Genomic DNA, 14,788 nt, shown 5'->3' with positions numbered 1-14,788 from the left:
GGTCCCGGATCTGCACCGACGTCGACGGAGCTCGCCGCGGCGGCCCCTCAGGCGAGACGCGCCGACACGATGCTCGACACCGGCAGCGTCCGCTCCACGTCCGAGGCCCGGTCCCGCCCGCGCAGACGACCGCCGCCGAGACCCGTCGCCTCGAGCACGAACTCGCGGGTCGTGCCGTCGGGGAGGCGCACGCTGACGACGATGACCGCGCGGGCCCTGACGGCCCGCTCGAGCTCGCGTCCCAGCCACGCGGCATCCGCATCTCCGGCATCGTGCGCGGCACGCAGTCGTTCGACGAGCGTGCGGTGCCGCGGGTCGGGTCCGGAGGGGCGGGAGGCGTCGGCGGGCTCTGCGAGGCGGGCACGGTCGAGCGCGCGAACGGCCCCGTGCTCGTCGACCGCGGCGACCGGATAGCGGGCGTCGCTCAGCATCCAGAAGACCGCGTCGACCGAGCTGCGGCTGACGAGTCGGTCGCCGTCGGCGACCAGCCCCAGCGGACGGAGCGCCTGGTCGACTGCGAGCGTATCGAGCGCCCCCGGCTCGGATGCCGTCACCTGGGTACGACCGGTCGCGTCGAGCCCGACGCGCAACCGGCCGTGGCGGCGCGCGGCGCGCTCGAGCTCGTAGGCCAACGGTTGCGGCAGCCCGGTGAGGGAGATGCTCGCGAGGAAGTCGGCGAGGGACGTCGCGTCCTCGCCGGCGGCGAGGGCGGACCCGATGGACTCGGCCGAGAACCGGTAGGTGGATGCCTGTGCGCGGGACTCCCGACGCGCCGCTCGGCGCAGCCGGGCGTCGATCGCGGGATGGAGCGGGCCCGGCGCGATGGCGGTGAGGTCGTTCTGCAGGAAGATGCGATCGACCTCGCCGGGCAGGTGCTGCTGGAGGGCGTCGTCGTCGACGTCGCCGCCGGCGGCCAGGGGAGCGGCCCACGACGCCGGTCGCCCCGACGCGTCGACGATGGCCCACAGACGCCACTGCGCCGCGAGGCGGGCGGCGCGCGCCGGCCACGCCGGATCGAGTGGGTACGCACAGGGCCAGTCGCGCAGCGGCATCCATCCGCCGGCGTCGGTGCGCAAGGCTGCGGGGAGCGCGTCACGGAGCCGATGCGCTGCGGTGCTCCAGCGCTCGACCGTGCCGCGCAGCAGCCAGGCGCTGCCTTCTGGGGTCACCCGCCACTCGCGGTCGACGGCGGCGAGGAGCTCCGCGTCGGCGCCGATCGCGATGACGAGGTCCGCCGCCTCGGCGTCGGCCACGGCCCCGGCCTCGATCAGCCGGCGTCGGTCGCCGGCGCCGAGGGTGCCGGTCCCGGTGCGGCCGAGGGGGGACGGCGCGGCCAGCGACAGCACATCGGCGAGCGACGACAGTGCCGTGAATGCTCGCTCGGCCAAGTGCGCGTCGTCTTCTCGCGTCGCCTCGTCGGGCGTCTGCGTACTCTCGGGCGCCGCCTCCGTGCTGCGGGGCAGGTCGGCCCAGACCGCGGCGACTCCCGCGTACGGCTCTCCCGTCGGCGCGGCGAAGCCGAGGGCGACCAGCCGGTCGAGCTCGTCACCGGGTCCGATCGGCTCGTCCGAGGCGAGGGCTCGGTCGATGGCCTCGACGAGCGGGCGCGAAAGGATCGGCGCGGCCTTGGCCACCGCCGTCGGGTCGAGCAGCGCCTCGGCGGCGTCGAAGAAATCCGCCCAGGCGGCATCGGGCGAGACGCTGCGGGCGCGGAGCAGGGCGATCAGCGCGTCGTCGTCCGCCGCGGCGAGCCAGCTCGCGAGGGCACGGGCGTCGACGGGAGACACGTCACCGTCCCTTGTTGGCCCGGCTCCGTCGGACGAACGTCATGATGAGCACCGCCAACAGGAGCGCGAACGCGATCGGGGGAGCGATCCACACCAGGGCCGTCACGGTGGGCCATGCGCCGGTGGCGAAGTCGGCCTGCTCCATTCCCGTGGCGGTGCCGATGATGATCGAGAAGAAGCAGACGATCGCGAGGATCAGCAGACCCAGCGACATGAACGCGAGGACGCGGTCGATGCGGCGGACCGGCAGGTCATCGCTCGGGCTCGGGGTGCTCATCCGCATCAGCGTAGCGGCTCGCGGTGGTGCCGTAGGCTGGATGTCGGGGCGCACACCGTCCCGGCATTCCGTTCTGCCCGTGAAAATCGGGCCGTCACAGCGAGGTACGCACATGCCCACCGGCAAGGTCAGGTTCTACGACGAGGAGAAGGGCTTCGGGTTCATCTCCTCCGACGACGGCCAGGACGTCTTCCTGCACGCCACGGCCCTCCCGGCGGGCACCACCTCGCTCAAGCCGGGCGCGCGTCTCGAGTTCGGTGTCGCCGATGGCAAGCGTGGCCTGCAGGCGCTCGCCGTCCGGGTGCTCGAAGCCCCCGTCAGCCTCAGCAAGCGCAACCGCAAGCCCGCCGACGACATGGCCATCATCGTCGAGGACCTCGTGAAGCTGCTCGACGGCATCGGCGCGGACCTGCGCCGCGGTCGCTACCCCAGTTCGGGTCACGGCAAGAAGATCGCCGCCGTGCTGCGCAAGGTCGCCGATGACCTCGATGCCTGAGTCCGCACCGCTCGACGAGCGGCTGCTGACCGCACACGATCTCGCCCGCGCGGCCCTGGCCGAGGTGACCCCGGCGACGACCGTCGGCGAGCCCGTCGATTACGTCGACGAGGGCGACGGCGTCGTCTCGCTGCGCTTCGCCAATCGCCTCCCCGGCTACCCGGGGTGGCTGTGGACCGTGAGCGTCGCCGTGGTCGAGGACGCCGAGCCGACGGTGCTCGAGGTCGAACTGCTCCCCGCCGTCGGCGCGCTGCTCGCTCCCGACTGGACGCCGTGGGCCGTGCGGCTCGCCGAGTATCAGGCGGCGCAGGCGGCAACGGACGAGGACGAGTCCGATGACGCCGATGAGTCGGACGAGAGCGCGGACCTCGACGAGGACGAGGACGACCTCGCCGACGACGAGGATGCGGACGACGAGGACGCCGACGACGAGGACTACGTCGAGGACAGCACGGCCGTCACCCACGCCGGCGACGTCGACGGCGTCGACATCGACGCGCTCGACGACTCCGACGACGACGATGACGACGACGACGACGAGTCGGACGACGAGGACGACGACGACGAGTCGGTCCACGACGAGGCGCCGAACGAGCGCTGAGCCCGCGATCCGCTGACGACACGAAGAACGGGTGCCGCGCGATGCGGCATCCGTTCCGTCGTTCCGGGCTCTGCGATCAGAGGCGTTCGATCGTGTAGTCGATGCACTTGATCAGCTGACGCACGTCGTCGGGCTCGATCGAGACGAACGTCGCGACGCGCAGCTGGTTGCGGCCGAGCTTGCGGTACGGCTCGGTGTCGACGATGCCGTTGCCGCGCAGGCTCTTGGCGACGGCGGCGGCGTCGACCGACTCGTCGAAGTCGATCGTGACGACGACGGGGGAGCGGTCGGCCGGGTCGGCGACGAACGGGGTGGCGTGCTCGGAGGCCTCGGCCCAGTCGTAGAGAGCGGAGGAGGACTCGGCGGTGCGATCGGCGGCCCACTGCAGGCCGCCGTTGCTGTGGATCCACTCGAGCTGCTTGTCGAGCAGGTACAGCGTCGCGACGGCGGGCGTGTTCAGCGTCTGGTTCAGACGCGAGTTGTCGAGCGCGTTCTTCAGGCTGAGGAACTCGGGGATGTAGCGCCCTGAGGCGGCGATGCGCTCGATGCGCTCGATCGCGGCGGGCGAGACCGCGGCGAACCAGATGCCGCCGTCGGAGCCGAGGTTCTTCTGCGGCGCGAAGTAGTAGACGTCGCACTGCGACACCGAGAAGTCGATGCCGCCGGCGGCGCTGGTCGCGTCGATCACGGTGAGCGCGCCCTCGTCGCCGACGACGCGGCGGACGGGGGCGGCGACGCCGGTGGAGGTCTCGTTGTGCGGCCAGGCATAGACGTCGACGCCGGCGACGGCCTCGGGGGCGATGCTCGATCCCGGCTCGGCCTTGCGGATGTCGGGGGCCTCGAGCCAGGGCGCGGCGGCGGCGGCGCCGAACTTGCCGCCGAACTCGCCGAAGACGAGGTTCTGCGCGCGCTGGTCGATCAGGCCGAAGGCGGCGGCATCCCAGAACGCCGTCGAACCGCCGTTGCCGAGGATGATCTCGTAGCCGTTGGGGAGGCGCAGCAGGTCGGAGAGACCCGAGCGGACCTGGCCGACGAGGCTCTTCACGGGCGACTGGCGGTGCGATGTGCCGAGGAGGATCGAGCCGGGACCCGACAGAGCAGCGACCTGCTCGGGACGGATCTTGGCGGGACCGCAGCCGAAGCGGCCGTCGCGGGGGAGGATGTCTCGGGGCAGAGTGACGTGCGCCATGTGCCGATTCTAGGGGCCCGGCCGGCGTCGCCCGTGCCGCCCGCCGGGGCCGAGGGCAGCCTTCGATGGCCGGTCCAGCGGATAGGCTGGGATCCTCCAGACCACGCGTACGACAAGGGCAGTGATGACCGATCTCATCGACACGACAGAGATGTATCTGCGTACCATCCTCGAGCTCGAGGAAGAGGCGATCGTCCCGCTGCGTGCCCGTATCTCCGAGCGCCTCGGTCACTCCGGCCCCACGGTGTCGCAGACGGTGGGACGCATGGAGCGCGACGGACTGGTCGTCGTCTCGGAGGATCGCTCGCTCGAGCTGACCGGCAGCGGGCGCCAGAAGGCGGTCGACGTGATGCGCAAGCACCGTCTGGCCGAGCGCCTGCTCAGCGACGTCATCGGGCTCGACTGGGCGTACGTGCACGAAGAGGCGTGCCGCTGGGAGCACGTGATGAGCGAGCTCGTCGAGCGACGCCTCATCGAACTGCTCGGCCACCCGACCGAGTCTCCTTACGGCAACCCGATCCCCGGTCTCGACCAGCTCGGCGACGTGCCGGCGCGCACCTTCGACGACGGCGTCGTCGGACTCGTGCGCCTGCTCAACGAGACGGGTGGTCCGATCGAAGGGACCGTCCGACGTCTGGCTGAGCCGGCGCAGGTCGACCCCGAGCTGCTCCAGCAGCTGCGCGGTGCCGGTGTGGTGCCGGGTCGCGAAGGAACCTTCCAGTTCTCGGAGGGGTACGTCCTCGTGCAGATGGACGGCCTCGAGGAGGGGCTCGAGCTCCCTGTCGAGGTGGCATCTCACATCTTCCTCACGCGCCGCGACTGATCCGGCCTCTCGCGATCCGTCGCGCCGACACTGAGCGTCGGGTGGGGATGATGGCCCTAACGTGACTTATTCGTTACCTTCCGGTAGCCTCGAGAAGTCTTCAGGCGAGAAGCCCGCCCGAGACCGCTGCGTGGATTGCCTCTTCGGCTCGTCGTCCACACGGTGACACCCGAAACGTCGCGTGCTCGTCACGCAGTATCGACGAGCCAGCGTGAATACTCTCGCGGAGGCGCCGGAGGACTGATTTGGCTGAACACAAAGATTCGTCGGCGGACGTACCCGACGTCGACGCGACGAATCCCGACCGCACCGGTAGCGCCCTGCGATCCCGACTGCGATTCCCGGTGGCGAAGAAGCAGAACCGAGAACTCGCGACCGCCCAGAACCGTGCCGCCCGTCGCCGTCGGAAGGTCCATCCCGTCCGCAGCGGCCTCACTGTCGCCGCCGTCGTGGGTCTCGTGGCCACCGTCGCCATCCCGGCCTTCGCCGCGGTCCGCGCGACCTCGGCGGACGCGATGACGCTGCAGCAGGTGGCAGCCGACAACGCGCAGTCGATCGTCGTCGCCTCCGAGGCCTCTCCCGCCGCCCTCGATCGCAGCGGCTTCACGGCGACCACGCCTGAGGAGATCCAGAAGAAGAAGGACGAGGAGGCCGCTGCCAAGGCCGCCGCCGAGGCTCTGGCCAACCGCATCTCGGCCAGCAGCTCGACCGCGTCGTACAGCCAGTCCGTTCCGCTCGTGGCTCCCGGTTCGGGACTCGTGCGGCGCCCGCTGATGTCGTTCAACAACTTCGGCACCCCCTATGCCGGCCACCGGGGCACCGACTACATGGCCGACCGCGGCACCCCGATCTACTCGGTCGCCGACGGCACCGTCGTCGCCTCGAGCGAGAGCGGTCCGGGCTGGGGCGTCTACGTCAAGGTCGCCCACAACATCAACGGCACCAACGTCACGAGCCTGTACGCGCACATGGACTGGGGCACTCGCGCCGTCCAGGTCGGCGACACCGTCTCAGCGGGGCAGCTCCTCGGCCAGGTCGGCGACACCGGCCGGGCCTTCGGCACGCACCTGCACCTCGAGATCGTGATCGACGGCACGTACATGAACGCCGAGTCGTGGCTCGTCGCCAACGCGGGCTGACGACACGCATCATCCGTTCACCTTCCGGCGACCTTCACGGGCACGGGTGTGTACTACCCTGAACGCGACGCTCGCGCACGCCGAGGGGGAGCCGATGGGACGAGGACCAAGCATTCGAACCGTGAATGCGATCGGTCGCTATGTCCTGCGGCATCGTGTGCACCACTGCGGCCCCGGCCGCCGATCAAGGCGCTGTCTTCATGACGGCGCCTTTTTTCGTGCTCGCACCCTCGCGGGACCTGCCCGCACGGAGTGCGCGACGTCGATCATCGAACATCCGCTGAAGCCGTCAGGGCAGTTCGTGAGGACACAAGATGCGCACTCTGGTACTGAACGCCGGGTATGAACCCCTCGCCGTGGTGTCGTTCCGCCGGGCACTCCTCCTGGTGTTGAACGACAAGGCGACGATCGTCGAGCACGTCGTGCACGACCCCGTCCTGGGGATCGACGGGATCTACGAGCGGCCCGCGGTCATCGTGCTGACCCGGTACGTCCGGATATCGAACGCACGCCGCGTCCCGGTGACCCGGCGGGGGGTGCTTCGCCGCGACGCCCACCGGTGCGCGTACTGCGGCAAAGCCGCGTCGACCATCGACCACGTGCTGCCGCGCTCACGGGGAGGCAGCAACTCGTGGGAGAACCTCGTCGCGTGCTGTCTGCGGTGCAACAACCTCAAGAGCGACCACACGCCTCAGGAGATGGGGTGGGAGCTGCGCTGGGCGCCGAAGCCACCGCGGGGTCCGCAGTGGACGGTGCGCGGGACCGAGCGCACCGACCCGATGTGGGAGCCGTATCTGAGCCTCGCGGCCTGACCGCCGCGCCGGCGGGTCTCGCTACGTTGGTCTCATGGACCGCTTCCGCCAGCTCGCGCGCGCGACAACCGTCGTGGTCGTCGTCGGCGCTGTCATCGCCCTGGCGGGCTGCACCTCGACGGATCGGTCGGCGGAGCGCGGGACCGTCATCGACCTGCTCCAGCAGGACTGGCGGCACATGCCCGGGGTCGTCGCCGAGGATGACGCTCTCCGGGTCTCTCCGACGGCGATGACCATCGTCGAGCAGGACGGCGGCGGAGGCCAGCCGAATCCGCCGGTGAACCTCGTGGGAACACATCTGATCACGGGGGGCGATGTCGAGCTCAGCGTGTCGCTCTCGGAGGTGACCGCCGACGCCACGCTCGCGGTCTACGACAGCCCACCGGTGATCGCCGACGAGTTCCGGATCGAGCCCGCCGGGCTGCGACTCACGCTCGAGGGCCTCGACCTGCGGATCGCGGTCTTCGACGGCTCGCCCGGCGAAACGGTGACCGACCCGCAGCCGGCGAGCGTCGAGCACGCGACTGTTTCCGATCCCGAAGCGGTGCTCTCGATCCGTCGGTCCGGGGATCTGCTCGAGGTCGCGAGCGGTGGCGAGACGGTGTCGTCCTCGTCGTTGGGCGACGTCTTCTCCTCCGGTGAGCTCTGGCTCGGGCTCTCGAGCGAAGCGGGGTCGTTCTCGGTCGATTCGTTCATCGCCGAAGCGCCGGCGGGTGCTGCCCTGGCTGCGGCCGGTCCCGTCGCAGCCGGCGCCCAGCCCTCCCCGGACGGGCTGCAATCCCTCGCCGACCGCGCCCGCCCCGGTTTCCGGATCGGTGCCGCTGTCGCGCTCGGCCCGCTCGCCTCGGACGCGGAGTACGCCGACGAGTTCGTGGGCGACTTCGGCGCCCTCACCCCCGAGAACGCGATGAAGCCGCAGGCGCTCTCACCGCGGCAGGGCGAGTACGTCTTCGACGAGGCGGACGCACTCCTGGATCTCGCCGAGAGCAAGGGAATCGCCGTGCACGGCCACACCATCGCCTTCACCGAGGCGATGCCCCGCTGGATGCAGGAGCTCCCCGCCGATTCCGAGGACGAGCGCCGGGCGAGCGCCGAGGCGCTGATCGACTACGTGACCACCGTCGTCACGCATTTCCGAGGCCGCCTCGACTCGCTCGACGTCGTCAACGAGCCGTTCGACGTCGACCAGGGAACCGACCTCCAGCAGAACATCTGGTACCGGGTCTTCGGGCCGGGCTACCCGGTTGTGGTCTCGCAAGCGGTCCACGACGCCGACCCGGATGTCAGGCAGTTCATCAACGAGAACGGGGCCGACGTCCCGGGGCCCCGTCAGGACGCCCTGCTCCGGCTCGCCCTCGACACCAACGAAGGCGGTGGCCACATCGACGGTGTCGGCCTCCAGGCCCACGTCTACCACCTCGACACCGACGCCATCTCGGCCGACGATCTCGAGACGACACTCGACACGTTCGAGGATGCCGGGCTGATCGTCCGGATCTCGGAGAACGACGTCACCGACAGCGAGGGTCAGGACGCCCAGGCCGAGCAGTACGCCACGGTGCTGGCGACCTGCCTCCGCTCGGAGGCCTGCGTCTCGTACACCACGTGGGGGGTGGACGACCGGTACGACTGGTGGGTCGACGACGACGGCGACCTGCAGGGGGCTCACGACTTCCTGTTCGCGGACGGGGAGCAGACTCCGGCGTACGACGCCGTGAGGCGGGTGCTCGCGGACTGAACATCGACTCCCCGCGAAGCTCCCGGTCGCGACGGGCAGCGGGGAGCGATGTCCGAAGTCGGTCGTATCTTCGATCTCGACATTGAAGGCCTAGAACATATGTTCTAGCCTGATGAAGTGAGGTCGATCGTGCGCAACACCGCTGCCGCTGAGGACGTGCAGCGCCTGCGCGCGCAGATGGAGCGGATGCAGGGGCGACGCCTCGATGCGCCGGTGCTGCCCACCCATCCCGCGCTGGCCGGCCTCCTGCCCGGACGGGGACTGCGTCCCGGCGCGGCCTACTCGCTCGGCTCCTCGTCGTCGCTGCTGTTCGCCCTGCTGGCTCAGCCGTCGCAGACCGGGTCGTGGTGCGGGGTGGTCGGCATGCCGGGCTTCGGGGCCGAGGCGGCAGAGGCGGCCGGCGTCGACCTGTCGCGGGTCGTGCTGATCCCCGATCCGGGGGCCCGTTGGCTGGCCGTCACCGCGACGATCGCCGACGTGCTCCCGGTGGTCGCGGTGCGCCCGCCCGAGCGGGCGAAGGACTCCGACATCGCCAAGCTCGCCGGAAGGCTGCGCGATCGGGGAACGGTGCTGCTCGTGCAGGGGCCGTGGCCGCAGACCGAAGCGATGCTCGATGTCACCGACCCGCGCTGGTCGGGCCTGGGCGACGGGGACGGCTACCTCAGCGACCGCGAGCTCACGGTCACCGTCTCGAGCCGGCGCTTCCCCGTGCCGCGTTCGTCGCGGATGCTGCTGCCGGCGCCCGACGGGGCGCTCGGGGCCGCTCCGCAGCCCGCGCACGGCACGGGCATCGCTCCCCAGCGCGAGACGTTCGAGAACGAGCCGATCCCGATGCGGCGGGCGGTCTGAGATGGCCGCGCAGCAGGGTGAAGGCCTCGAGCCGGTCCGCAGCCTCGTCGTGTGGGTGCCCGACTGGCCGGTCGTCGCTCTCGTGCGCGAGAGCGGCGGCAGCATCGGCGACCCGATCGCGGTGTTCGAAAAGGGCATGGTGGCGGCCTGCTCGCCCGCCGCGCGTGCCGACGGGGTGAGGCGCGGGCAGCGTCGACGCGACGCGCAGGCCCGATGCCCCTCGCTCCGGGTGGCCGACGCCGACCCCGTGCGCGAGCACCGTCAGTTCGCCCCGATCGTCGCGCGCCTCGAAGAGATGGCGCCGGGGGTACAGGTGCTCGAGGCGGGCCTGTGCGCGCTGCGGGTCCGGGGCCCCGCTCGCTTCTACGGCGGCGAGACCGAGGCCGCGGGTGCGCTGCTCGCCGCCGTCACCGAGGGCGACCTCGATGCCCGGGCCGGGGTGGCCGACGGGCCGTTCACCGCGCAGCAGGCCGCGCGGATGAGTACGCGAGCCGACCGGCCCATCCGGGTCGTCGAGGCGGGGCACTCGGCCGAGTTCCTCGCCCCGCTCACGATCGCCGTGCTCGACGACGACTCCGTCGACCTCTTCGCCCGGCTGGGCGTGCAGACCCTCGGCGACCTCGCCGCCATCGCGCCGGAGCGCTTGGTCGAACGCTTCGGACCCCGCGGCGCCCGGCTTCACGCCCTCGCCGCCGGAGCCGACTCCCGACCCGTCACACCGCGTACCCCGCCGCCCGAACTGCACCGCGAGGTGGCGTTCGAGCCGCCGCTCGAGATCGCCGATCAGGTGGCGTTCGGCGTGAGGGTCGCGGCCGAGGAGTTCGTCTCGGGGCTCGGCGCCGTCGATCTGGTGTGCACCGAGCTGCGCGTCGTCCTCACCGGCGACCGCGGCGAGACGAGCAACCGGGTGTGGCTGCATCCGGGCACGTTCGACGCCGCGGCCGTGGTCGACCGGGTGCGCTGGCAGCTCGCAGAGAGCGGCAAGCTCTCGAGCGGCGTGGCGCGGGTCACGCTCGAGCCCGAGGCCGTCGATGCGGCATCCCACCATGCCGTCTCGCTGTTCGGGTCGGGTCCCGAGCAGCGGGTGCACCACGCCCTGTCGCGGGTGCAGGCCATGCTCGGGCACACGGGCGTCGTCACACCGGTGGTGGGCGGCGGGCGTTGGCTCGCCGAGCGGCAGGTGCTCGTGCCCTGGGGAGATCGCCCCGTCGCGAGTGAGCGCGGGCGGCCGTGGCCGGGAAGCCTGCCCGATCCGCTGCCCACCACGGTGTTCGAGCGCGCGCTGCCGCTGGCCGTGGTCGACCGCGACGGCGACATGGTGGCCGTCGACGGGCGCGGCGAGCTGACCGCGGCCCCGGTGGCGCTGGTGTCGGCGAACGGGTCGCGCGGCATCCGATCGTGGGCGGGACCGTGGCCGGTGACCGAACGGCAATGGGATGCCACGCGCGCGCGACGCGCCCACCGGTTCCAGATGGTCGATGCGACGCAGACCGCCTGGCTGCTCGTGTGCGACGGCGGCGAATGGCTGGCCGAGGGGCGGTACGACTGATGGGGTTCAACAATCCGTCGGTGTCGTGGTCGGAGATGGAGCGGCTCCTCAGCGGCAACCGCACCCCCAGCGCGCCCCCGGGCGCCGATGGCGGCGACAGCCCGGCGTGGTCGCGCAAGCGCGGGAAGTACGCCGCGCCGGCGATCGAACGCCCCGAGAACGCCGTGCCGTACGCCGAGCTGCACGCGCACAGCTCGTACTCGTTCCTCGACGGTGCGTCGTCACCCGAAGAGCTCGCCGAGGAGGCGGAGCGGCTGGGCCTGCACGCCCTCGCCGTCACCGACCACGACGGCTTCTACGGCATCGTCCGCTTCGCCGAAGCGGCCGAGCAGCTCGCCGTGAAGACCGTGTTCGGCGCCGAGCTCTCGCTCGAGCTGCCGCAGCGGGTAGGGGCTGCCCGCAACGAGGCCGATCCGCCCGGTGAGCACCTGCTCGTGCTCGCCCGGGGCGAGGAGGGATACCACCGCCTGGCCGGCGCGCTCACCCAGGCGCAGCTCGCCGGCGCCGAGAAGGGCAAGCCGCGGTACCGGCTCGACGACCTCGCCGATGCCGCGGGCGGGTACTGGAGCATCCTCACCGGATGCCGCAAGGGCGCCGTGCGGCAGGCGCTCGTGCAGCGGGGGCCCGCCGCGGCCGCCGCTGAGCTGGACGCGCTCGTGGCCCGGTTCGGCCGCGAGGCGATCGAGGTCGAGCTGATCGATCACGGCGAACCGCTCGACTCCCGGCACAACGACATCCTCGCCGGGCTCGCCCGCGACCGCGGGCTGCCGGTCCTGGCCTCGAACAACGTGCACTACGCGGTTCCCGAACGGGCGCACCTGGCCGCAGCGATCGCCGCCGTCCGCGCCAACCGCGGGCTCGACGAGCTCGACGGCTGGCTGCCCGCGCATGCCGGCGCGCACCTGCGTTCGGGCGCCGAGATGACGCGTCGCTTCCGACGGTACCCCGGTGCCGTCGCTCGCACGGTCACGGTCGCCGACGAGCTGGCGTTCCCGCTGCGCCGGGCCAAACCCGCCCTGCCCAAGCTGCCGGTGCCCGAGGGGCACACGCCGATGACGTGGCTCCGCCACCTCGTCTGGGAGGCGGTGCCCCGTAAGTACCCGAATCTGCCCGAGAAGGACCGGGACCGCATCGAGCGCGAGCTCGGCGTCATCGAGCAGAAGGACTTCCCGGGCTACTTCCTCATCGTCCACGGCATCGTGCAGGAGGCGCGGCGCCGCGGCATCCTGTGTCAGGGGCGGGGCTCGGCCGCGAACAGTGCCGTCTGCTATCTGCTCGACATCACCGCGATCGACTCGATCTACTATCAGCTGCCGTTCGAGCGCTTCCTCTCGGCGCTGCGCGAGGAGGAGCCCGACATCGATGTCGACTTCGACTCCGACCGGCGCGAGGAGATCATCCAGTGGGTCTACGAGACCTACGGGCGCGAGCGGGCCGCGCAGGTGGCGAATGTCATCCAGTACCGGCCGAAGAACGCCGTGCGCGACATGGCGAAAGCGCTCGGGCATTCGCCGGGGCAGCAGGATGCCTGGTCGAAGCAGGTCGAGCGGTGGGGGGCGAACCTCGACACCGGACCCGACCACGACATCCCCGAACGGGTGCTCGCTTACGCCGCCGAGCTGCTGAAGGCGCCGCGGCATCTCGGCATCCACTCCGGCGGCATGGTGCTGACCGACCGTCCCGTCGGCGAGGTGGTGCCGATCGAGCACGCGCGCATGGAGAACCGCACCGTCATCCAGTGGGACAAGGACGACGCCGCCTGGATGGGGCTGGTGAAGTTCGACCTGCTCGGCCTCGGCATGCTCGCGGCCCTGCAGTACTGCTTCGACCTCATCGCGGGGGCGACGGGAGAGAGGTTCGAGCTGGCGACCCTGCCGAAAGACGAGGCGGCGGTCTACGACATGCTGTGCCGGGCCGACTCGATCGGGGTGTTCCAGGTCGAGTCGCGCGCGCAGATGGGCTTGCTGCCCCGGTTGCAGCCGCGCCGGTTCTACGACCTGGTGATCGAGATCGCCCTGATCCGGCCGGGGCCGATCCAGGGTGGCGCGGTGCACCCGTATGTGCGGCGCAAGCTCGGGTACGAGAAGACGACGTACCCGCACCCGAAGCTCAAGGGGGTGCTCGAGCGCACGCTCGGGGTGCCGGTCTTCCAGGAGCAGCTCATGCAGATGGGCATGGTGATCGGCGGGCTCTCGGGTGAGGACGCGGATCTGCTGCGGCGGGCGATGGGGTCCAAGCGCGGGGTGGAGCGCATCGACTCGCTCAAGCAGAAGCTGTACGCGGGCATGGCCGAGAACGGCCTGGTGGGGGATGCCGCCGACGACATCTACGCGAAGATCCAGGCGTTCGCGAACTTCGGCTTCGCCGAGAGCCACTCGCTCTCGTTCGGTCTGCTCGTCTACGCGAGCTCGTGGATCAAGCTCCACTACCCGGCGGCCTTCCTCGCCGGGCTGCTGCGCGCCCAGCCCATGGGCTTCTACTCCCCGGCGACCCTCGCCGCCGACGCCCGGAGGCACGGGGTCGAGGTGCGGCGCCCCGACCTGCACCGGTCGGGCAGCGAGGCGCTGCTCGAACTGGTGGATGGGGATGCGGCGGCCCGGCCGGCCGCGGCGCCCGGGGTGCCCGCGGAAGACCGCACCGCGGGTGGCAGGGCCGCCCCGACGGGGCGCGACAGCTGCCTCGGCGAGCAGCCTCCGGTGCCGGTGTTCGACATCAACGCCCCCGACGAGTCCGCCGAGCATCGACGTGACGGCGGGTTCGCGGTGCGGCTGGGGCTCGCCGCGGTCACCGGCATCGGCAAGAAGTTCGCCGAGAGGATCGTGGCCGAGCGCGAGGCATCCGGTCCCTATCGCGACATGCGTGACCTCGTGCGACGCACCGGAGCCGACACCACGCAGCTCGAGGCCCTCGCGACCGCCGGGGCGCTGGAGTGCTTCGGGCATACCCGGCGCGAGGCGATCTGGCTGGCGGGATCGGCCGCGCAGGACCGCATCGAGTACCTGCCCGATTCGCTCATCGCCGTGCAGCCGCCGCTGTTCACCGACCAGTCGAGCTACGACGTGCTGGCCTCCGACCTCTGGGCGACGGGCATCTCACCCGACGACCACCCGATGACGCACTACCGATCGCAGCTCGATGCCCGCGGCGTGCTCACCGCCGGCGACCTGCGCGAGCACGAGACCGGCCGTCGCGTCGAGATCGCCGGGCTGGTCACGCACCGGCAGCGGCCGGCGACGGCATCGGGCATCACGTTCCTCAACCTCGAGGACGAGCACGGTCTCATGAACGTCATCTGCTCGACGGGAGTCTGGCAGCGGTATCGCCGCGTCGTGCGCGACAGTCCCGCACTGATCGTCCGCGGCATCCTGGAGCGGTCGAACGAGGGCGTCGTGAACCTCCTCGCCGATGCGTTCGAGGACCTGCGGGTCGGGGTCCAGCACCGGTCGCGGGACTTCCGGTGAGTCGCGTGGCGGCTGGACGCGAAGCCTCGCGTGGCGGTGGCGGTGGCGCGACCCGACGCGAATCGTC

Annotated in this window: 12 protein-coding genes; 9 read left to right on the top strand and 3 right to left on the bottom strand. The window is 71.4% G+C overall.

Translation table 11 applies throughout. The features are described 5' to 3' along the window. Positions 1-47: 47 nt before the first annotated feature. A complete protein-coding gene (locus HW566_RS03035; RefSeq protein WP_178010293.1) occupies positions 48-1,787 on the bottom strand; it encodes a helicase-associated domain-containing protein in 1,740 nt (579 codons plus the stop codon). Between the two features lies 1 nt (position 1,788). After that, positions 1,789-2,064 carry a multidrug ABC transporter ATPase gene (locus HW566_RS03030; protein ID WP_178010291.1) on the bottom strand — a complete coding sequence of 92 codons (276 nt, stop codon included), beginning with the start codon at positions 2,062-2,064 and terminating at the stop codon, positions 1,789-1,791. Between the two features lie 112 nt (positions 2,065-2,176). Between HW566_RS03030 and HW566_RS03025 the strand changes: the two genes are divergently transcribed. Together HW566_RS03025 and HW566_RS03020 are read left to right on the top strand one after the other, a co-directional pair. After that, entirely contained in the window at positions 2,177-2,560 is a 384-nt protein-coding gene (locus HW566_RS03025) for a cold-shock protein (RefSeq protein WP_178010290.1), read from the top strand. Next, positions 2,553-3,161: a DUF3027 domain-containing protein gene (locus tag HW566_RS03020; protein WP_372955786.1), complete on the top strand. Its 609-nt coding sequence runs from the start codon at positions 2,553-2,555 to the stop codon at positions 3,159-3,161. The genes HW566_RS03025 and HW566_RS03020 overlap by 8 nt, the downstream gene beginning before the upstream one ends. Before the next feature lie 76 nt (positions 3,162-3,237). Here the strand turns inward: HW566_RS03020 and serC are convergent, their stop codons facing one another. Then, entirely contained in the window at positions 3,238-4,350 is a 1,113-nt protein-coding gene (serC, locus tag HW566_RS03015) for a phosphoserine transaminase (RefSeq protein ID WP_178010286.1), read from the bottom strand. 124 nt (positions 4,351-4,474) lie between these two features. On the opposite strand from serC, the gene HW566_RS03010 reads away from it, so the two are divergent. The 7 genes from HW566_RS03010 (at position 4,475) to HW566_RS02980 (ending at position 14,721) form a co-directional block, all read left to right on the top strand. Continuing rightward, positions 4,475-5,173, top strand: coding sequence for a metal-dependent transcriptional regulator (locus HW566_RS03010; RefSeq protein ID WP_178010284.1), 699 nt, complete (start codon positions 4,475-4,477; stop codon positions 5,171-5,173). A 245-nt stretch (positions 5,174-5,418) separates the two neighbouring features. Next, a complete protein-coding gene (locus HW566_RS03005) occupies positions 5,419-6,312 on the top strand; it encodes a M23 family metallopeptidase (RefSeq protein WP_178010282.1) in 894 nt (297 codons plus the stop codon). Between the two features lie 314 nt (positions 6,313-6,626). After that, positions 6,627-7,124 (top strand): HNH endonuclease, encoded by a 498-nt coding sequence (locus HW566_RS03000; protein ID WP_178010280.1) that lies wholly within the window; start codon positions 6,627-6,629, stop codon positions 7,122-7,124. A 34-nt stretch (positions 7,125-7,158) separates the two neighbouring features. Beyond that, complete coding sequence (locus HW566_RS02995) at positions 7,159-8,862, top strand: endo-1,4-beta-xylanase (protein ID WP_178010278.1); 1,704 nt, start codon at positions 7,159-7,161, stop codon at positions 8,860-8,862. A 177-nt stretch (positions 8,863-9,039) separates the two neighbouring features. After that, entirely contained in the window at positions 9,040-9,711 is a 672-nt protein-coding gene (locus HW566_RS02990; RefSeq protein WP_256728933.1) for a hypothetical protein, read from the top strand. A gap of 1 nt (position 9,712) precedes the next feature. Next, positions 9,713-11,260 carry a DNA polymerase Y family protein gene (locus HW566_RS02985; RefSeq protein ID WP_178010276.1) on the top strand — a complete coding sequence of 516 codons (1,548 nt, stop codon included), beginning with the start codon at positions 9,713-9,715 and terminating at the stop codon, positions 11,258-11,260. Next, a complete protein-coding gene (locus HW566_RS02980) occupies positions 11,260-14,721 on the top strand; it encodes an error-prone DNA polymerase (RefSeq protein ID WP_178010275.1) in 3,462 nt (1,153 codons plus the stop codon). The genes HW566_RS02985 and HW566_RS02980 overlap by 1 nt, the downstream gene beginning before the upstream one ends. Positions 14,722-14,788 lie beyond the last annotated feature (67 nt).

Source organism: Microbacterium oleivorans (assembly GCF_013389665.1).
In the GTDB taxonomy this organism is placed as follows: Bacteria; Actinomycetota; Actinomycetes; order Actinomycetales; family Microbacteriaceae; genus Microbacterium; species Microbacterium oleivorans_C.
Note: the sequence above shows the minus strand (reverse complement) of the source record. Positions and strands in the feature narration are given on the sequence as shown.